Source organism: Burkholderia sp. CpTa8-5, from assembly GCF_017815045.1.
In the GTDB taxonomy this organism is placed as follows: domain Bacteria; phylum Pseudomonadota; class Gammaproteobacteria; order Burkholderiales; family Burkholderiaceae; genus Burkholderia; species Burkholderia sola.
The window spans coordinates 195,130-213,775 of record NZ_JAGIQD010000003.1; the positions used below are offsets into that span (position 1 = coordinate 195,130).

20 protein-coding genes are annotated in these 18,646 nt (G+C 67.3%); 18 read left to right on the forward strand and 2 right to left on the reverse strand.

Going from position 1 to position 18,646, the window contains the following annotated elements:
* Positions 1–174: 174 nt before the first annotated feature.
* Positions 175–498, reverse strand: a complete 324-nt coding sequence (locus J8I35_RS07100; RefSeq protein WP_124592927.1) for a hypothetical protein — start codon at positions 496–498, stop codon at positions 175–177.
* Positions 499–684: 186 nt separating this feature from the next.
* On the opposite strand from J8I35_RS07100, the gene J8I35_RS07105 reads away from it, so the two are divergent.
* The 5 genes from J8I35_RS07105 to J8I35_RS07125 all read left to right on the forward strand — a co-directional run bounded on the left by J8I35_RS07105 (position 685) and on the right by J8I35_RS07125 (position 5,091).
* Positions 685–1,830, forward strand: a complete 1,146-nt coding sequence (locus tag J8I35_RS07105) for a metallophosphoesterase (protein ID WP_124555038.1) — start codon at positions 685–687, stop codon at positions 1,828–1,830.
* A gap of 166 nt (positions 1,831–1,996) precedes the next feature.
* On the forward strand, positions 1,997–2,596 hold the full coding sequence (locus J8I35_RS07110) for an alpha-ketoglutarate-dependent dioxygenase AlkB (RefSeq protein ID WP_245170141.1): 600 nt from the start codon (positions 1,997–1,999) through the stop codon (positions 2,594–2,596).
* Between the two features lie 305 nt (positions 2,597–2,901).
* A complete protein-coding gene (locus J8I35_RS07115; RefSeq protein WP_034204546.1) occupies positions 2,902–3,108 on the forward strand; it encodes a hypothetical protein in 207 nt (68 codons plus the stop codon).
* A gap of 323 nt (positions 3,109–3,431) precedes the next feature.
* Positions 3,432–3,911 carry a type 6 secretion system effector deamidase TecA gene (gene tecA, locus J8I35_RS07120; RefSeq protein WP_209924861.1) on the forward strand — a complete coding sequence of 160 codons (480 nt, stop codon included), beginning with the start codon at positions 3,432–3,434 and terminating at the stop codon, positions 3,909–3,911.
* 283 nt (positions 3,912–4,194) lie between these two features.
* Positions 4,195–5,091 (forward strand): IclR family transcriptional regulator, encoded by an 897-nt coding sequence (locus J8I35_RS07125; RefSeq protein WP_023475914.1) that lies wholly within the window; start codon positions 4,195–4,197, stop codon positions 5,089–5,091.
* A 107-nt stretch (positions 5,092–5,198) separates the two neighbouring features.
* Here the strand turns inward: J8I35_RS07125 and J8I35_RS07130 are convergent, their stop codons facing one another.
* Positions 5,199–6,278, reverse strand: coding sequence for a porin (locus J8I35_RS07130; RefSeq protein WP_209924862.1), 1,080 nt, complete (start codon positions 6,276–6,278; stop codon positions 5,199–5,201).
* Positions 6,279–6,722: 444 nt separating this feature from the next.
* On the opposite strand from J8I35_RS07130, the gene J8I35_RS07135 reads away from it, so the two are divergent.
* From J8I35_RS07135 to J8I35_RS07195, 13 genes are all read left to right on the forward strand, one after another.
* Positions 6,723–7,040: a non-heme iron oxygenase ferredoxin subunit gene (locus J8I35_RS07135; protein ID WP_050011927.1), complete on the forward strand. Its 318-nt coding sequence runs from the start codon at positions 6,723–6,725 to the stop codon at positions 7,038–7,040.
* A 1-nt stretch (position 7,041) separates the two neighbouring features.
* On the forward strand, positions 7,042–7,353 hold the full coding sequence (locus tag J8I35_RS07140) for a recombinase-like helix-turn-helix domain-containing protein (protein WP_050011926.1): 312 nt from the start codon (positions 7,042–7,044) through the stop codon (positions 7,351–7,353).
* A gap of 63 nt (positions 7,354–7,416) precedes the next feature.
* A complete protein-coding gene (locus J8I35_RS07145; protein WP_089489495.1) occupies positions 7,417–8,487 on the forward strand; it encodes an aromatic ring-hydroxylating dioxygenase subunit alpha in 1,071 nt (356 codons plus the stop codon).
* A complete protein-coding gene (locus tag J8I35_RS07150) occupies positions 8,480–9,250 on the forward strand; it encodes an SDR family oxidoreductase (RefSeq protein ID WP_209924863.1) in 771 nt (256 codons plus the stop codon). Before J8I35_RS07145 ends, J8I35_RS07150 begins: the two co-directional genes overlap by 8 nt.
* A 34-nt stretch (positions 9,251–9,284) precedes the next feature.
* Positions 9,285–9,812, forward strand: coding sequence for a cupin domain-containing protein (locus tag J8I35_RS07155; protein WP_006489904.1), 528 nt, complete (start codon positions 9,285–9,287; stop codon positions 9,810–9,812).
* Positions 9,813–9,830: 18 nt separating this feature from the next.
* Complete coding sequence (locus J8I35_RS07160; RefSeq protein ID WP_209924864.1) at positions 9,831–10,733, forward strand: alpha/beta hydrolase; 903 nt, start codon at positions 9,831–9,833, stop codon at positions 10,731–10,733.
* Positions 10,730–11,590, forward strand: coding sequence for an IclR family transcriptional regulator (locus J8I35_RS07165; RefSeq protein ID WP_209924865.1), 861 nt, complete (start codon positions 10,730–10,732; stop codon positions 11,588–11,590). Before J8I35_RS07160 ends, J8I35_RS07165 begins: the two co-directional genes overlap by 4 nt.
* Positions 11,587–12,384 carry an SDR family oxidoreductase gene (locus J8I35_RS07170; protein ID WP_050011921.1) on the forward strand — a complete coding sequence of 266 codons (798 nt, stop codon included), beginning with the start codon at positions 11,587–11,589 and terminating at the stop codon, positions 12,382–12,384. The genes J8I35_RS07165 and J8I35_RS07170 overlap by 4 nt, the downstream gene beginning before the upstream one ends.
* Complete coding sequence (locus J8I35_RS07175; protein ID WP_124654394.1) at positions 12,377–14,044, forward strand: thiamine pyrophosphate-binding protein; 1,668 nt, start codon at positions 12,377–12,379, stop codon at positions 14,042–14,044. Before J8I35_RS07170 ends, J8I35_RS07175 begins: the two co-directional genes overlap by 8 nt.
* Complete coding sequence (locus J8I35_RS07180) at positions 14,037–14,858, forward strand: aspartate dehydrogenase (RefSeq protein ID WP_050011919.1); 822 nt, start codon at positions 14,037–14,039, stop codon at positions 14,856–14,858. The genes J8I35_RS07175 and J8I35_RS07180 overlap by 8 nt, the downstream gene beginning before the upstream one ends.
* A gap of 72 nt (positions 14,859–14,930) precedes the next feature.
* Positions 14,931–16,421: an aldehyde dehydrogenase gene (locus J8I35_RS07185; RefSeq protein ID WP_124654392.1), complete on the forward strand. Its 1,491-nt coding sequence runs from the start codon at positions 14,931–14,933 to the stop codon at positions 16,419–16,421.
* Between the two features lie 18 nt (positions 16,422–16,439).
* The gene (locus tag J8I35_RS07190; RefSeq protein ID WP_089489492.1) at positions 16,440–17,402 is read left to right on the forward strand and encodes a VOC family protein; all 963 of its coding nucleotides are present in this window, start codon (positions 16,440–16,442) and stop codon (positions 17,400–17,402) included.
* Entirely contained in the window at positions 17,399–18,643 is a 1,245-nt protein-coding gene (locus J8I35_RS07195) for an FAD-dependent oxidoreductase (protein WP_209924866.1), read from the forward strand. Before J8I35_RS07190 ends, J8I35_RS07195 begins: the two co-directional genes overlap by 4 nt.
* Positions 18,644–18,646 lie beyond the last annotated feature (3 nt).

Sequence of the window (18,646 nt, forward strand, 5' to 3'; positions counted from 1 at the left end):
AGCTCGACGTTGGGGGGGGATGCCGGGCGCGGCGCAATGCGGATCGTCGCGACCGGCCGGGCCGCGACGATGATTCCTGAATACGGAGGCGATCATAAATCAGCGCGATGCGGACCGCCAGCGATCCGGCACGTTTGCCGCATGGGCACAGGCTGGCCGTGGCCGCGTGGTCGGTCATGCCGGACGGTCAGGCAGTGTGTGTCGGCATCGATGATCGGACCGTCGCGATTCTGCCAGCACCCGCTCGCGTAGGGTTGCTAACGGACTGTAAAGGATCGTCAGATGAAATCGCGCAGCGGAATTTGCCATGTCGACGCAGCGGCAATCGGCGCGCAAACCGTCGATTGCCGCCTGGACCCATGCAAATCCGGTCGGTCCGGCTGACCCGCGCGCAGCCTCGACGAGCAGGTCGACGAGAGCGTGGTGCAGCACGCCCGGCAGGCTGTTCGCTTTCGCGATCTGCGTGAAAAGTTTGACGTCGACGAGAACGAAGCGCATGGCGTTGCGGCGGGAAGGTGGCCGAGTGGCGTGCGCAGCCGCACGGCGCTGCGCCGCCGGCCGCGACCCGTCGTCGCGGCCGGGATCTGTGTACCATCGTGCGTAGGGCGCGACGCGCCGCACCGGGCATCATGGCCCGCGCGACGCGCGTCGGGGAAGCGGTACTGCAACGAAGGTGAACGTTCCATGCGAAGTTTCTTTGTCCGGTTCATTGCAATCGGCGTGCTGTTCCATCTGTACGTCGGGATGCGGATCATTCCCGATGCGTTCGCGTCGCCGCTCGCACGCACGGTCGCGGCGCTCGTGCTGGCGAGTTTCGTCGTGTTGATTCCGGTCGGCATGTTCTCGCGCCGCTTCGACGAAGGGTGGGCCGCGACGCTGGTCGGATGGGCCGGCGCGCTCGCGATGGGCTTCTTCTCGTCGTTGCTGGTGCTGACGTTCCTGCGCGAAATCGTGCTGCTCGGCGTGTTCGCGTGGCGGCATCTCGGGCATGACGGTGCATGGAGCCGCGCGGCGCCCGACACGGCGCTCGGCGTGCTGGCGGCCGCGGTGTTCGCGACCGCGATCGGATTCGTCGGCGCGCGTCGCACGGCGGCGGTCAAGCGCGTGTCGATTCCGGTCGCCGGGCTGCCGGCCGCGCTCGACGGGCTGACGATCGTGCAACTGTCCGACATCCACGTCGGGCCTACGATCAAGCGGCCGTACATCGAACGGATCGTGCGCGCGGTCAATGCGCTCGACGCCGACCTGGTGGTCGTGACGGGCGACGTGGTGGACGGTTCGGTCAAGCGCCTGCGCGAACACACGGCGCCGCTCGGCCAGATGCGCTCGCGGCACGGCACCTTCCTCGTGACGGGCAACCACGAGTACTACGCGGGTGCGCATGCATGGATCGACGAGTTTCGTCGTATCGGGCTGACGGTGCTGCTCAACGAGCACGTGCTGATCGAGCACGGCGGCGCGCGGGCGGTGCTCGCGGGCGTGACCGATTTCACCGCGGGCGGCTTCGATCCCGCGCATCGCAGCGATCCTGAGCAGGCGCTGGCCGGTGCGCCGCGCGACGTCGGCACGAAGATCCTGCTCGCACACCAGCCGCGCAGCGCGGAAGCGGCGAATCGCGCGGGCTTTACCGTACAGTTGTCGGGGCACACGCATGGCGGCCAGTTCCTGCCGTGGCCGCCGTTCGTGCGGTTGCAGCAGCCGGTGATCGGCGGGCTGAACCGCTTCGGCGACATGTGGCTGTATACGAGCCGCGGCACCGGCTACTGGGGGCCGCCGAACCGTTTCGGCGTGCCATCCGAGATCACGCTGATTCGGCTGACGCGCGGCTAGCCGATAGCCGGGAGGCGGCCGTCGCGCGATACGAATGCGCCTCGCGGCGCACGGCGGCTTCCTGTCGGCCTTTCGGTGCGAATGACAGCGCACGGCGGCGCGCGGCGCCGTTGGCTAGTATGCAGACATGCATCTTTCGCTCCGTTCCTTGCCCGTTCCTGCCGACATGTCGATCCCCGATCTCTTCGCCGATACGCCCGTGCCCGACGTGGACTGGTACCCGGACTGGCTTGCGCCGCCCGACGCCGATCGCGCGCTGGCCGCGCTGATCGACGAGGTCGCGTGGCGGCAGGACACGATCCGCACGCCGCGCGGACGCATTCCGTTGCCGCGGCTCACCGCGTGGCAGGGCGAACCGGATGCCGTCTACGTGTACTCGGGGATCCGCAACGTCCCGGAGCGGTGGACGCCGGCCGTGCTCGGGCTGAAGCAGGCGGTCGAGGCGACCTGCGGCGTGCGTTTCAACAGCGTGCTGCTCAATCGCTATCGCAACGGGCTGGACAGCCTCGGCTGGCACGCGGACAACGAACCCGAACTCGGCGACGCGCCGGTGATCGCGTCGGTGAGTCTCGGTGCGATGCGCGTGTTCGATCTTCGTCATCGCGCGACGGGCGTCACGCATGCATACCGTCTCGTGCATGGCAGCCTGCTCGTGATGCGCGGACGCACGCAGGCCGCATGGCAGCACCGCGTGCCGAAGGCGCCGGGCGTGCAGGGCGAACGCGTGAACCTGACCTTCCGGCGCGTGTCGATGGCGGGCGAATAGATCGCGCCCCGTTTTCTTGATCCACGAAAGCTGGATGCAAGCAATCGGCCGCGCGTGCGGCACGTTGCCGCACGAACGCGATGCCGGCCGGCGTGACCGGGCGCGGAGGCCCGTCCCGTATGGGTTTCAGATAGATTTGATCGACCGCCCGGTTCCGATAGGTGAGTGAAACCTCTGATGGTGCGTCGCAACAATCCTTGAATAAACTGTCGAATGACAGAAATGCGCCGGCCTATCGGCGCGACCCTTTCGACATGTCTCCGTGCGTGGCCGACGCAGCGCGCAACGGGGCAGGAGCAAAACGCGTGACCGTACTCGACCCTTCCTTCGCACCCTCGCTGCACGTCTTCGAGCAAGACGGCGGATGGCAATGGGCGCTGACGGTGAAGCGGGCGACCGGCGTCGGCGTGAAAGTCGTGGCGTTCAGCCGCGAAGGCTTTCGCGGCGAAGCCGAGGCATACGCCGCCGGCCAGCTTGCCCGCGCCGAATATGACGCCGCCGTGACGGCCTGACGCCGTCGCGGCGATCCCGCCCGAGGATCGTCTTCCTCTGCGCCGTCCGTTACCGGGCGGTGCTTTCCTGACTGCTTTCCATTTTTCGCTTTTCGCTGGTGGCGAGAGGCGCCTGCCCGCTGGCGTTCGCCGCGCCACCTGTCCTTGCGCCGACGATGCGACGCGCGTGGCGAAAGCCTGTACGCGGGCTCGCGACCCGCCGGCAAGTACGCACCGCGTTTGGCGCGAACAAGCCTGGAAAACGCCGAGCCATATCGTAATAAGATATGACGTTATTGCATCCGCGGGACGATGACGTCCCGCCTTCCTGAAAGGAGCTATCCGTGCAACTGACCCAGTTAGGCGGGCATGTCGCCCAATCCGGCATCGCCGAACGGCAAAAACACGCGCAGGCGCTGATGTTCGGGATGGCGAACATCGACGAGTACGTGTCCGGCGGCGTCTGCTACGACGCCGCTGCTTATGTCCGCTATCTGCTGCGCGCCGACGCGATGATCGCGCCCGGCACGCTGCTCGACACGATCGGCCAGCTGTGGAAGACGCGCTTCAACTTCGAGACCGGCAATCAGTGGGACGGGCGCGCGAGCATTCCGGCGGGCACCGCGGTCGGCTTCGCGCGCGGCACCAATGTCTTTCACGCCGCGATCGCCGTCGGCGGCACCCGGATTCGCGGGATCAACGGCGGCCTGCTGGGCGCCGGATGGCTGCATCCGGTCGATCTGGCACGCGTGCTGCAGCCGGATTCGGCCGGCGGCTTTACGTACGACCGCACGACCATTCGCGTTTATCTGTCGCGCCTGTAGGCTGTCCGGCGTCGAAGCTCACGCTTCGGCCATCGTTGCCCGACCGCGTGCCGCGTGCCGCGCGGCCGCCTTTCCGTCGTCCGGCGATTTCCGCATGGCGTCGCGCCGTCCAACGCTGCTATCCTCTCGACCTTGAATGACGCGTCATGGTGCGTGGATGCGCGTGCTGCATCGCGGCGCCGCGCAGCGGTGCGAGCCCACGCGCGCACTGAGGTAGCATGACTGAATCTCCACGGCGATCCATGACCTGTTTCGTGACTGATTTCCTTCCGTCCATGTCCACATGGTCAAGACAACGATGAGCGATGCCCCTGAGCCGGCGGTGCCTGGCGACGACGAGTCGTCGGGCGGCGGCGCTTCGTCCTATCTGGTGCCGGGGCTCGAACGCGGGCTGCGGATCCTCGCTGAATTCTCCGCGCGCGAGCCCGTGCTCGGCGCCCCCGAGCTGTCGAAGCGCATCGGCATTCCGCGCACGACCACGTTCCGCCTGCTGCAGACGCTCGAGGCGCTCGGCTTTCTCGAACGCGTGAACGGCGACCGCTATTTCCGGCTCGGCGTCGGCGTGCTGCGACTCGGCTTCGAATACCTGAATTCGCTCGAACTGACCGATCTCGGCACGCCCGTGCTCGAACGGCTGCGCGATTCGACCGGCCTGTCGACGCACCTGCTGATCCGCGACCAGCGCGACGTGGTGTTCGTCGCGAAGGCGCAAAGCAATGCGTCGATGTTCGGCTCGGTGAAGGTGCACGTCGGCACGCGCCTGCCCGCGCATGCGACCGTGCACGGCCACGTGCTGATGGGCGACCTGACGCGCGATGCGCTGCGACAGCTCTATCCGGAGAAGAAACTCGAACAGTTCACCGAGCGCACGCCCGGCACCGTCGACGAGCTGTACGAGCGCGTGCGTCATTACGCGCGGCTCGGCTATGCGGTCAGCGAGGCGGCGTTCGAGAGCGGTATTTCCGCGGTGACGGCGCCCGTGCGCGATCATTCGGGCTCGATCGTCGCGGCGATCACCGCGACGGTGCCGCGCTCGGAGATCGGCGAGGCCGGCGAGAAGGAACGGCTCGTCGAAGCGGTGTGCGGCGCGGCGGTCGACCTGTCGCAACGGCTGAACTATCGTCCGCTCGAAAGCGACCCGACGTTCGCGCATGCGCGCCACAAGGTCGCGATGTTCTGACGTTCGCGCATCGATCCGGCCGCGGCGCGCGGCATCGCAACGAAGAGAGCGGCCCGCGGGCTGCTCTTGTCGTTTTCGGGCACCGCAGGCGCGGTGCCCGAGTTCACTCAGAACGAGTGATGAATGCCGGTCAGCACGATCACCTGGTTCGCGGTGCTCGACACGCCGGCCGTGAAGAACGCAGCCTTTGCGCCGCCCGAACCGTGTTCGTAAAGCACGTTCGCATACAACTGCGTACGCTTCGACAACGCGTAGATGTCGCCGAGTTCGACCTGCGTCCAGCGGCGGCCGGCCAGCGTCGTGGTCGCCGCGCCGCCCGCGATCGTGTTGAACGCGCTGCTGCGGTAGTTCACGCCCGCGTCGTAGCTTTGGAACGTGTCGGAAAACCCGTTCGACTGCATCTTCACGCGCGTGTAGAGGCCATGCACGAGGAAGTCGCCGATCTGGTACGACGCGCCCGCGCCGATGTTCTCGACCTTGTTCGCGAGGTAGCCGTTCGCGGTGTTCTGCCCCTGGAACGACGTGATGCCCGTCTGGCTGATCAGGATCGAGCGGTCGTGCTCGTTCGAGTAGACGGCCGACGCCTTGAACGGCCCGTTCGCATAGTTCAGCGCGACGCCGACCGATTTGCCGGTCGAGAAGTTCGTCGTGTTGCCGAGCGCGAGCGTCGCCGCGGCCGAGAAACCCGCGAAGGTCGGCGAACGGTACTTGACCGAATTGTTGTACGGCACGTTACCGGTTGCGGCGAGCGCGTCGATGTTGCCCGGATGGAACGCAAACCAGCTCAGCGCGAGGTACGCGGTGCTGAGCGGATCGAGATAGTCGAACGTCAGCGGCGTCTGGCGGCCGAGCGTCAGCGTGCCGTAGCGCTCCGAGCCGAGGCCGACGAACGCCGCGCGGTTCCAGATCGTGTTCGCCGTCGCGAACTGGCCGTTGTTCGTATAGAAGCCGTTTTCCAGCTGGAAGATCGCCGACAGCCCGTCGCCGAGATCTTCCTTGCCCTTCAGGCCCCACCGGTCGGGCTGCGTATTGCCCTGGATCATCGCCCACTTCGCGTGGCCGCCGACGTTGTTCACGTAGGCGACGCCCGCATCCATGCTGCCGTACAGCACCACGCTGCTCTGCGCCCACGCGCCCGACGCGGCGCCCATCCCGATGACTGCTGCTGCTACCGCATGCTTGACCATTTGATCTCCTGACTCTCCAACCTGATGAATACGTGTTGTGACGGCCTGCGCGGGGACGGCCGGCCGTCGCGCATGTTCATCGCCGAAAGGACATTCTTATGTTCCATATAAGGAACGACGTGCCTTTAATGGAATGGAGTATAGAGGGGGTGTGCGCCCGATCAAAAATAAATTTTTCGGGACGGATGAGCGCCGGGCCGGCGCCCGGCAATCCTGCGTGACGTCTCGAAAAAGCCGATAAATCCCCGTCACATAACAAAAAATTACATTCGACAGAGTAGGCGAAGGGAGCGGTCGAGCGAGGTGTCGGTGTTTTCCCTAGGACATGCAGCTTTTTATTTTACTCGCGGAAAGTCGCTCCTATAATCACCATCCATAAACTGACGTTCCTAATATGGAACAAATAGGAACAAACCGAGAGTCGATCAGAAGGAAGGGTGCGAGATGTCTGAACAATGGGTTTGCGCCGGCCACGCCGGCGCGCTGTCGGAAGACACGCCGATCGAGTTCAAGCGGACCGACGGCGTGGAAATCGGGATCTACCGCGTCGGCGACGACGTGTATGCGCTCGAGAACGTGTGCCCGCATGCGTACGCGCTGCTGACGCAGGGGTTCGTCGACGAAGGCACGGTGGAATGCCCGCTGCACGAAGCCGTGTTCGACATCAAGACGGGCGCATGCCTGAAGGGCCCGGGCGGGCGTGCGCTGAAGCAGTACGCGGTGCGTCTGGCCGGTGAAGAAATCCAGATCAAGGTGGAATGACATGAAAGAAGCGACCGTCAATTTCAATCCCTTCCTGAAGCCGTGGGTGGCGCCGCAGCCGAACAACGTCGCGGGCAAGGGGCAGATCGAGATTCCGGGGCAGGTCGAGAACCAGGTCTGGCAGAACCGCAAGGCCGAACCGACGCAGTACGAGAACGACCTCGGCGATGCGCTCGAACGCGTGTTCGAGAGCGGCGCGACCGAGCTGGACGACGTCGTCGCGGGCCTGAACCGCATCGGCTTTCGCGCGCCGGACGGCACGATTTGGACACCTGAGCGTTTCCGCGCCGAAATGGCCTCGCTGGCGGAATGAACGCACCGACCGCGCCGCGCGCCTGAGCGGCGGCCCGACGACAACCGCATCCGGAGCACACTGATGACGTCCCCCGACCAACACGAAACCCAACACGACGCGGTCCGCGACTATCTCGACCGCGGCATCAAGAACTACTGGTATCCCGTCGCACCGAGCTGGCAGGTGTCGAACGCGCCCGTCGGCCTCACGCGCCTGTCCGAGCAGATCGTGCTGTGGCGCGATCACGAAGGCAAGGTCCACGCACTGGAAGATCGCTGCCCGCACCGCGGCGCGCGCCTGTCGCTCGGCTGGAACCTCGGCGGCAACATCGCGTGCTGGTATCACGGCATCGAAGTAGATGGCGGCGGCACGGTCAATCGCGTGCCGGCCGTGTCGAACTGTCCGCTCGAAGGCACGAAGTGCGTGAAGTCGTATCCGGTCGAAGAGAAGGCCGGCGCGATCTTCCTGTGGTTCGGCGACGAAGCGCACGGCGAGCCGGCCGCGCTGAACCTGCCGGAAGAGCTGGTCGCCGATGAATACGCGCACTTCCTGTGCGTGTCGAACTGGAAGTGCAATTACCAGTATGCGATCGACAACGTGATGGACCCGATGCACGGCGCGTATCTGCATGCGACGTCGCACTCGATGGCCGAAGGCGACAAGCAGGCCGACATGCGCGTGCGCAAGACTGACACGGGCCTGATGTTCGAGAAGATCGGCCAGCGCGACGTGAACTTCGACTGGGTCGAGCTCGGCGAAACCGGCTGCCTGTGGATGCGCCTCGCGATTCCGTACAAGCAGAAGTTCGGCCCCGGCGGCAACTTCGGGATCATCGGTTTCGCGACGCCGGTCGACGGCGACCACTGTCAGGTCTACTTCTGGCGTACCCGCAAGGTCGGCGGCTGGCAGCGCGACGTGTGGCGCTTCATGTACCGCAACCGCCTCGAAGGCCTGCACTGGGACGTGCTCGAGCAGGATCGCTACGTCCTCGAAAGCCTCGCGCCGCATGCGCGCGATCACGAATACCTGTACCAGCACGACGTCGGCATCACGCGCGTGCGCCGGATGCTGCGCCAGCGTGCGCAGGAGCATCTGTCCGCGCTCGACGCGCATCGCGCGGCCCACGCCGCTTCGGAGCCCGCGAATGGCTGAGCTCGCTCCGGTCGTGGCGCTGCCCGGTCGCCGCGTGCTCGTCACGGGCGGCGCGCGCGGTCTCGGCGCCGCCTTCGTGAACGCGCTGGTCGAGGCGGGCGCGCAGGTCGCGTTCGGCGACGTGCTGATCGAAGAGGGCCGCGCGCTGGCCGCGCAGCTCGCGCAAGCCGGCCACACCGCGCATTTCTTCGCGCTCGACCTGGCTGACCCGGCCAGTATCGACGCGTTCGTCGCGCAGGGCGCGGCGACGCTCGGCGGCATCGACGCGCTGATCAACAACGCGGCGATCACGAACTCGGGCGGCAAGCTCTCGACGGAGCTCGACGTGTCGACGTGGGATGCCGTGATGAACGTGAACGTGCGCGGCGTGTGGCTCGTCAGCAATGCGGCGCTGCCGCATCTCGCGCAATCGGGCCGCGGCGCGATCGTGAACCTCGCATCGGACACCGCGCTGTGGGGCGCGCCGAAGCTGCTCGCCTACGTCGCGAGCAAGGGCGCGGTGATTGCGATGACGCATGCGCAGGCACGCGAATTCGGCGCGCACGGCGTGACGGTCAACGCGATCGCGCCGGGGCTGACCGAAGTCGAGGCGACCGCTTACGTGCCGGCCGAACGGCATGCGTTCTACCTGCAGGGCCGTGCGCTGGCACGCACGCAGGTGCCCGACGACGTGACGGGCCCCGTGCTGTTCCTGCTGTCGGACGGCGCGCGTTTCGTGACGGGCCAACTGCTGCCGGTGAACGGCGGCTTCGTAATGAACTGATTTGAAGTTTTCACTCGGAATGAAGGAGAGGACGATGGCGGACGCCGATCTCGAACGCAAGTCGTGGGACCAGCCGGAAGGCGCAAGCTTCAACGACTGGATGGAAGGGCGCGTCGCGCGCTACGCGACGCGGCGCTACGACTGGGACGCACTGAAGTTCCAGGCCGACTACGACCCGAAGTACCGCCGTGCGCAGATGCGCTACGTCGGCACGGGCGGCACGGGCGTCGCGAAGGACGTCAACACGGTGCCGGCCGGCAACTTCACGTTCTCGACGATGGTGATCCCGGCCGGCAACATCGGCCCGAGCCACATCCATATCGACGTCGAGGAAATCTTCTTCGTGCTGCGCGGCAAGATGAAGGTGATCTGCGAGCGCGACGGCGAGACTTGGGAAGCGATCCTCGGCGAGCGCGACCTGATCTCGGTGCCGCCGGGCGTGTATCGGACGGAAATCAACATCGGCGAGGAAGATGCGCTGATGTGCGTGATGCTCGGTTCGTCGAAGCCGATCACGCCGACGTATCCGCCCGATTCGCCGCTCGCGAAGATCAAGCGTTGAGACGGAGCCGGTGAAGCAATGAGTGTCATCGACAAACGCGAACGTGAACGCGACCGCACCGCGGCGTTCGCCGCGCTGCTCGGGCAGTTTCCCGAGCAGCGTTGCGAAGCCGGCGCGGCGGGCACGATCGGCTACCGGGAGGCCGGCGCGCAGCATGCGGGCCGCACGCTGCCCGTCGTGCTGCTGCACGGGATCGGCTCGGGCGCCGCATCGTGGGTCCGCCAGCTCGACACGCTCGGCGCGTCGCGCCGCGTGCTCGCGTGGGATGCGCCCGGTTACGGCGTGTCGACGCCGGTGCGCGGCGCGTCGCCGGCCGCCGCCGATTACGCGGCGTCGCTGAACGCGTGGCTCGACGCACTCGGCATCGAACGCTGCGTGCTGGTCGGGCATTCGCTCGGCGCGATCATCGCGGGCGGGTTGGCGCGCGTGATGCCCGCGCGGATCGCCGGCCTGCTGCTGATTTCGCCCGCGGGCGGCTACGGCGGCGCACCGGCCGACACGCGCGAATCGCGCCGCGACGCGCGGCTCGCGATGCTCGCGGAACTGGGCCCGGCCGGGCTCGCCGAGCAGCGCAGCGGCAACATGCTGTCCGGTTTCGCGAACGAGGAGGCGCGGGCGTGGGTGCGCTGGAACATGGCGCGCATCGTGCCGGCCGGCTATGCGCAGGCCACGCGTCTGCTCGCGAACGCCGATCTCGCGGCCGATCTCGCCGGCTTTCGCGGCCGCATCGCCGTGGCCGTCGGCGCGAACGATGCGATCACGCCGCCCGCTGCATGCGAGCGGATCGCCGCGGCCGCGCACGTCGGGCTGCAGGTGATTCCGCAGGCAGGGCACGCCGGTTATGTGGAAGCGCCGGCAGTCTATTCCGCGCTGATAGACGGCTTCTGCCGCCAGTGCGATGGTCAACGGGGGCGGGAATGAGCGAACCGTTGCAACACCAGCAGGACGCGGACAATGCGAAGACCGAAGCCGGCTACGTGGTGCCGGGCCTCGAACGCGGGCTGCGCATCCTCGCCGAATTCTCGCCGCGCGAGCCCGTGCTCGGCGCGCCCGAGCTGTCGAAACGGCTCGGCATTCCGCGCACGACGGTGTTCCGTCTGTTGCAGACGCTCGAATCGCTCGGCTTTCTCGAACGTGCGGACAAGGATCGCAACTACAAGCTCGGCATCGCCGTGCTGCGGCTCGGCTTCGAATACCTGAGCTCGCTGGAATTGACCGATCTCGGCCTGCCGGTGATCGAGAGCCTGCGCGATGCGACCGGCTTCACGACGCATATCGTGATTCGCGACGGCCGCGACGTGGTGTTCGTCGCGAAGGCGCAGAGCCAGTCGCCGGTGTTCAGTTCGATTCGTGTGAACGTCGGTACGCGGCTGCCCGCGCATGCGACGACGCACGGCCACGTGCTGATGGGCGACCTGTCGCTGAAGGAACTGCATGCGCTGTATCCGGAAGGCGCGCTGAACCGGATGACGAGCGCGACGCCGGAAACGGTCGACGCGCTGTACGAAGTGATCCGCGAGGATGCGCTGCGCGGCTACGGCGTCAGCAATTCGTCGTTCGAGCGCGGGATCTCGGTCGTCACGGCGCCGGTGCGCAACGAGACGCAGAAGATCGTCGCGTGCATCACGGTGACGGTGCCGAGGCCGGAGATCGACGCGGCGCTGATCGCGGACGGACTGATCGACAAGGTGCAGCGCGCGGCGGCGGAGTTGTCGCGGCGGCTCAATTACCGCTCGGATGACGAGCACACGTTTTTGAAGGCTTTAGGACTCCGATGATTGAGATCGATCTGACCGGGCAAGTAGCGGTGGTGACGGGCGGTTCGTCCGGCATCGGCCTCGCGACGGCCGAACGGTTCCTGCAGGCCGGTGCGTCGGTCGCGATTTGCGGCCGCGATGGCGAACGCCTCGCACGCGCCGAAGCGGTGCTGCGCGACAAGTACGCGGATGCCCAACTGCTGACCGCACGCTGCGACGTGCTCGACGAAGCCGACGTGACTGCATTCGCGCAAGCGGTGTCCGCCCGTTTCGACCGCGCCGACATGCTGGTCAACAACGCCGGCCAGGGCCGCGTGTCGACCTTCGCCGACACGACCGACGACGCGTGGCGCGAAGAACTCGAGCTGAAGTACTTCAGCATCATTCGCCCGACGCGCGCGTTCCTGCCGCTGCTGCGCGAGGCGGCCGCGCCGTCGATCACCTGCGTGAACTCGCTGCTCGCGCTGCAGCCGGAGCCGCACATGGTCGCGACGTCGTCGGCGCGCGCCGGCGTGCTGAGCCTCGTGAAATCGCTCGCGACCGAACTCGCGCCGCAGCGCATCCGCGTGAACTCGATCCTGATCGGCATCGTCGAGTCGGGGCAGTGGCGCCGCCGCCATGAAGCGCAGGCGCAGCCCGGCGAAAGCTGGGAGGACTGGACGAGCGCGCTCGCCCGCAAGAAGAACATTCCGCTGAATCGCTTCGGCAAGCCGGACGAGGCGGCCTGGGCCCTTTTTTATCTCGCAACGCATCTGTCGTCCTACACGACGGGCAGCCATATCGACGTTTCTGGAGGCTTTGCACGCCATGTCTAAAAAAACCACGGTTGGCGAGCTGATTGCCGCCTTTCTCGAGCAGTGCGGCGTGAAGACCGCATTCGGTGTCATCTCGATCCACAACATGCCGATCCTCGACGCAATCAACTCGCGCGGCAACATCCGGTATGTCGGTGCACGCGGCGAAGCCGGTGCATTGAACATGGCCGACGGGCTGGCCCGCGTGTCGGGCGGCCTCGGCGTCGCGTTCACGAGCACCGGCACGGCGGCCGGCAACGCGGCCGGCGCGATGGTCGAGGCGCTGACGGCCGGCACCGCGCTGCTGCACATCACCGGGCAGATCGAGACGCCGTACCTCGACCAGGATCTCGCGTACATCCACGAAGCGCCCGACCAGTTGTCGATGCTCGACTCGATCTCGAAGGCCGCGTTCCGCGTGCGCACGGTCGAAACGGTGCTGCCGACGATCCGCGAAGCCGTGCGCATCGCGCAGACCGCGCCGACGGGCCCCGTGTCGGTCGAGATTCCGATCGACATCCAGGCAGCCGAAATCGAATGGCCGGAAGACCTCGCACCGGCGCACGTTGCGGTGCGCGAGCACGACGAAGCACGCGTCGCGAAGCTCGCCGACGCGCTCGCGGCCAAGCGCCGCCCGCTGCTGTGGCTCGGCGGCGGCGCGCGCCATGCACGCGACGAGGTCGAACGCCTCGTGAAGCTCGGCTTCGGTGTCGTGACGAGCGTGCAGGGCCGCGGCGTGCTGCCGGAAGATCACCCGGCGACGCTCGGCGCGTTCAACGTGCATGCGTCGGTCGAGGCGTTCTACAAGACCTGCGACGCGCTTGTCGTGGTCGGCTCGCGCTTGCGCGGCAACGAAACGCTGAAGTACAAGCTTGCGCTGCCGCAGCCGTTGTTCCGCGTCGATGCCGATGCGCTCGCCGACAACCGTGGCTATCGCAACGCGCTGTTCGTGCACGGCGATTCGAAGCGCGTGCTGGCGGAGCTGGCCGACCGCCTCGAAGGCCGTCTGTCGGTCGATCCGCAATTCGCGGCCGATCTCGCGGCGGCCCGCGAGGACGCGGTGGCCGATGTGGCGAAAGGCCTCGGGCCGTACAAGAAGCTCGTCGACACGCTGCAAGGCGCCGTTGGCCGCGACTACAACTGGGTGCGCGACGTGACGATCTCGAACAGCACGTGGGGCAACCGCCTGCTGAAGATCTTCGAGCCGCGCGCGGGCGTGCATGCGCTCGGCGGCGGCATCGGCCAGGGCATCCAGATGGGCATCGGCGCGGCGCTGGCCGGTTCGGCGGCGAAGACGGTCTGCCTCGTCGGCGACGGCGGCCTGATGGTCAACGTCGGCGAACTGGTGACGGCCGTGCAGGAAAACGCGAACGTGATGATCGTGCTGATGAACGACCAGTGCTACGGCGTGATCCGCAACATCCAGGACGCGCACTACGGCGGTCGCCGCTGCTTCGTGCAACTGCACCAGCCCGATTTCGCGCAGTTCTGCGCGAGCTTCGGCCTCACGCACTACCGGATCACGTCGCTCGACCAGGCCGAAGCGATCGTCCGCGAAGGGATCGCGAAGGAAGGGCCGGTGATGGTCGAGGTCGACATGCTGTCGGTCGGCTCGTTCGCGTCTGCGTTCGCGGGCCCGCCGGTCAAGAAGGAAGCGCCGACGGAGCGCCAGTATGCGTAACGGGCACAAGCGGGCACCCGTCGACGTCGCGATGATCGGCTTCGGCGCGATCGGCGCAGCCGTGTACCGCGCGGTCGAGCACGATGCGTCGCTGCACGTCGCGCACGTGATCGTGCCGGAGCATCAGCGCGACGCAGTGCAGCGCGAGCTTGGCAGTGCGGTGGAGGTCGTGTCGTCGGTCGACGCACTGGCCCGCCGCCCCGGGTTCGCGCTCGAATGCGCGGGCCACAGCGCGCTCGTCGATCACGTCGTGCCGTTGCTGAAGGCCGGCACCGACTGCGCGGTCGCGTCGATCGGCGCGCTGTCCGACCTCGCGCTGCTCGACGTGCTGTCGCAGGCCGCCGACGAAGGTGGCGCCACCGTGACGCTGCTGTCCGGCGCAATTGGCGGCATCGACGCGCTGGCGTCGGCGAAGCAGGGGGGCCTCGACGAAGTGCTGTACGTCGGCCGCAAGCCGCCGCTCGGCTGGCTCGACACGCCGGCCGAGGCGCTGTGCGACCTGCACGCGATGAGCGAGGAAAAGGTGATCTTCGAAGGCACCGCGCGCGACGCCGCGCGGCTGTATCCGAAGAACGCGAACGTCGCGGCGACGGTGGCGCTCGCGGGCCTCGGCCTCGACGCGACGCACGTGCGCCTGATCGCCGATCCGGCCGTCGAGCGCAACGTGCACCGCATCACCGCGCGCGGCGCATTCGGCGAGATGTCGCTGGAAATGAGCGGCAAGCCGCTGCCCGACAACCCGAAGACGTCCGCGCTGACCGCGTACAGCGCGATTCGCGCGCTGCGCAACCGCGCGGCCTGCTGCGTGATCTGAGCGGACCATCGAGCGTCCGCCCGCGCCACGGTGAGGGCGGATGTGCAGAGACAGATTTGTGGGACTTGTGACATGACTCCTTTCGATACGAGCCTCGTGCCCGACGGCAACATTCTGATCGGCGGCGAGTGGCGGCGCGGCCGTGGCGCGCCGTACGCGAGCATCTATCCGGCCGACCAGTCGCTGAACATGGAAGTGTCGACGGCGAACGCGGAAGACGCGGCCGACGCCGTCGCGGCCGCTGACGCCGCATGGCGCCGCGCCGACTGGGCCGGGCTGAAGCCGCACCAGCGCGCGCAGGTGCTGTACCGGATCGCCGACCTGATCATGCAGCGTCACGAGGCGCTCGCGAACCTGCAGCGCCGCGACAACGGCAAGCCGATCGCCGAGACGCGCGTGCTGGTGGCCAGCGCGGCGAACACGTTCCGCTATTTCGCGGCGTGCCTCGAAACGCTCGACGAAGAGCTGACGCCGTCGCGCGGCGACTACCTGACGATGAGCGTGTACGAGCCGATCGGCGTGATCGCGGCGATCACGCCGTGGAACTCGCCGATCGCATCCGATGCGCAGAAACTCGCGCCGGCGCTGGCCGGCGGCAACGCGGTGGTGCTCAAGCCGGCCGAGGTCACGCCGCTCGTGTCGCTCGCGTTGGCGCGCATTTGCGAGGAAGCCGGCGTGCCGAAGGGCGTGCTGAGCGTGCTGCCGGGCAAGGGCTCGGTGATCGGCGACGTGCTCGTGCGTCATCCGCTGGTGAAGAAGGTGTCGTTCACCGGCGGCACCGAAGTGGGCCGCGGCATTGCCCGCATCGCCGCCGAGAAACTGATGCCCGTATCGCTCGAACTCGGCGGCAAGTCGCCGACGATCGTGTTCGACGACGCCGATCTCGATCACGCGGTCAACGGCGTGCTGTACGGGATCTTCAGCTCGTCGGGCGAAGCATGCATCGCCGGCTCGCGGCTGTTCGTGCAGCGCGCGGTGTACGACGCATTCATGCAGCGGCTGGTAGCCGGCGCACGCAAGCTGCGCGTGGGCGACCCGACGCGGCCCGACACGCAGATGGGCCCGCTGATCACCGCGAAGCATCGCGAATCGGTCGAACGCTACGTCGCGCTCGGGCTGGAAGAAGGCGGTCGCCTGCTGTGCGGCGGCGAGCGGCCGTCGGGCGACGGGCGCGAGGACGGCTTCTTCTATCAGCCGACGATTCTCGAAGGCTTGTCGAACAGCGCACGCATCTGCCAGGAGGAAATCTTCGGGCCGGTGCTGGTCGCGATGCCGTTCGACGACGAAGCGTCGCTGATCGCGCAGGCGAACGACAGCGTGTTCGGCCTCGCGGCCGGCATCTGGACGCGGGATTACAAGCGCGCGTGGCGCATCGCGAGGGCACTGGAGACGGGCACCGTCTGGATCAATACGTACAAGCTGTTCTCGATCTCCACGCCGTTCTCGGGCTGGAAGGAGAGCGGGATGGGCCGCGAGAAAGGGCGTCTCGGCATCCGCGAATACATGCAGCAGAAGAGCCTCTACTGGGGCTTGAACGACGCGCCGCTGCCGTGGGCGAACTGAGCGAAGGGGAATGACGCAATGAGCATCTTGGGAATCGAGCAGATCACGTACGGTGTCGACGATCTCGCGACGTGCCGGCGCTTTTTCGCCGACTGGGGCTTGAAGGAAGTCGCGCATGACGACACGCGTGCGCGTTTCGAGACGCTGAACGGTTGCACCGTGCTCGTCGTGAAGGCCGACGATCCGTCGCTGCCGCCTGCGTTCGAAGCGGGGCCGACGTTGCGGGAAGTCACGTGGGGCGTCGCGACGCGGCGCGAATTCGACGCACTGCGCACGAAGCTGGCCGGTCAGCCCGGCTACTACGCACAGGACGATGCGGTCGGCTGCATCGACCCGAACGGGATGGCGATCCGCGTCGAAGTCACGCGCAAGCGCGCACTCGACCTCACGGGCTCGCCGTCGAACGTGTGGGGCCAGACGCTGCGCGTCGACCAGCCGAGCCCGATTTACGCGCGCGCGGAGCCGGTCGAAGTCGGGCACGTCGTGTTCTTCACGAATTGCCTCGACGCACAGGAAACGTTCTATCACGAGCTGCTCGGCTTCGAGACGTCGGATCGCTATCCGGGCCGCGGCGCGTTCATGCGCTGCGCGCCGCACGGCGGCCATCACGACCTGTTCCTGCTCGCGCTGCCGAATGGCAAGCGCGGCCTGAACCACGTCGCGTTCACCGTGCGCGACATCCACGAAGTGTTCGGCGGCGGCATGCACATCGACCGCTGCGGCTGGGAAACGCAACTCGGCCCGGGGCGTCATCCGGTGTCGTCCGCGTACTTCTGGTATTTCCAGAATCCGGCCGGCGCGCTGATCGAGTACTACGCGGACGAAGACGTGCTGACGCCCGAATGGCAGCCGCGCGAATTCGAACCGGGCCCGACCGTGTTCGCCGAGTGGGCCGTCGACGGCGGCCTCGACGGCAACACGCGCCGGCAGAAGAACGCGAAGGCGCCGGAAGGCAAGTTCATGACGGAGCGGAAATCATGAGCGAAGCAAACACACAGGAGCAGCCCGCGCCGGCCACGGTCGTCGTGATCGGCGGCGGCCAGGCGGCCGGCTGGGTACTGAAGACGCTGCGCGCTGAAGGCTTCGCGGGCCGCCTCGTGATGATCGCCGACGAGCCGCACCTGCCGTACGAGCGCCCGCCGCTGTCGAAGGCCGTGCTGGCCGGCGACGCCGACATCGAAACCGTGCGCGTCGTGCGCCCCGATGAATTCGACGCGCTGAACGTCGAAGCGTGGCAGCCGGAACGCGCGGGCTCGATCGATCGCGCACGCCGTGTGGTGAAAACCGAAAGCGGCCGCGAGATCGAATACGACCGGCTCGTGATCGCGACCGGCGGCACGTCGCGCCGCTTGCCCGATGCGCTCGTCCACACGCCGAATCTGCACTACCTGCGCACGCTCGACGAAGCGGCCGCGCTCGGCGAGAAGCTGCGTGCGAGCCGGCGCGTGCTCGTGATCGGCGGCGGCTGGATCGGCCTCGAAGTCGCGGCGACCGCGCGCAAGCTCGGCGTTGAGGCGGTCGTGGTCGAAGGCGCGCCGCGCCTGTGCGGCCGCTCGGTACCGCAGATCGTGTCGGATTTCCTGCTCGACCTGCATCGCTCGAACGGCGTCGACGTGCGGCTCGGTGCGGCGCTCGCGTCGCTTGACGCGCAGCCCGACGATGCGTCGAAGGTGCGCGCGACGCTCGCCGACGGCACGACGATCGACGCCGACTTCGCGGTGGCCGGCATCGGCCTCGCGTTGAACGCGTCGCTCGCGAGCGATGCGGGGCTCGCGGTCGACGACGGCATCGTCGTCGACGAATACGGCGCGACCAGCGACCCGGCGATCTTCGCGTGCGGTGACGTCGCCAACCATCACAACGGCTGGCTGAAACGGCGCGTGCGGCTCGAATCGTGGGCGAACGCGCAGAACCAGGCGATCGCGGCGGCGAAGGCCGTGCTCGGCGTGCGTGCACCGTACGCGGAGATTCCGTGGTTCTGGTCCGATCAGTACGACGTGAACCTGCAGATCCTCGGCGATCTGCCGGCCGATGCGCAGCTCGTCGTGCGCGGCGATCTCGCCGCGCGTCGTGCGACGCTGTTTTTTGTGGGCGGCGGGCATGTGAGAGGTGTCATCGCCGTGAACAACGCGCGTGAGCTGAAGCTCGCGCGCAAGTGGATGAACCAGGGCCGGGCAGTGGATACGGAAGCCCTGGCAGACACGACCCAAGCGCTTGCCTGACCG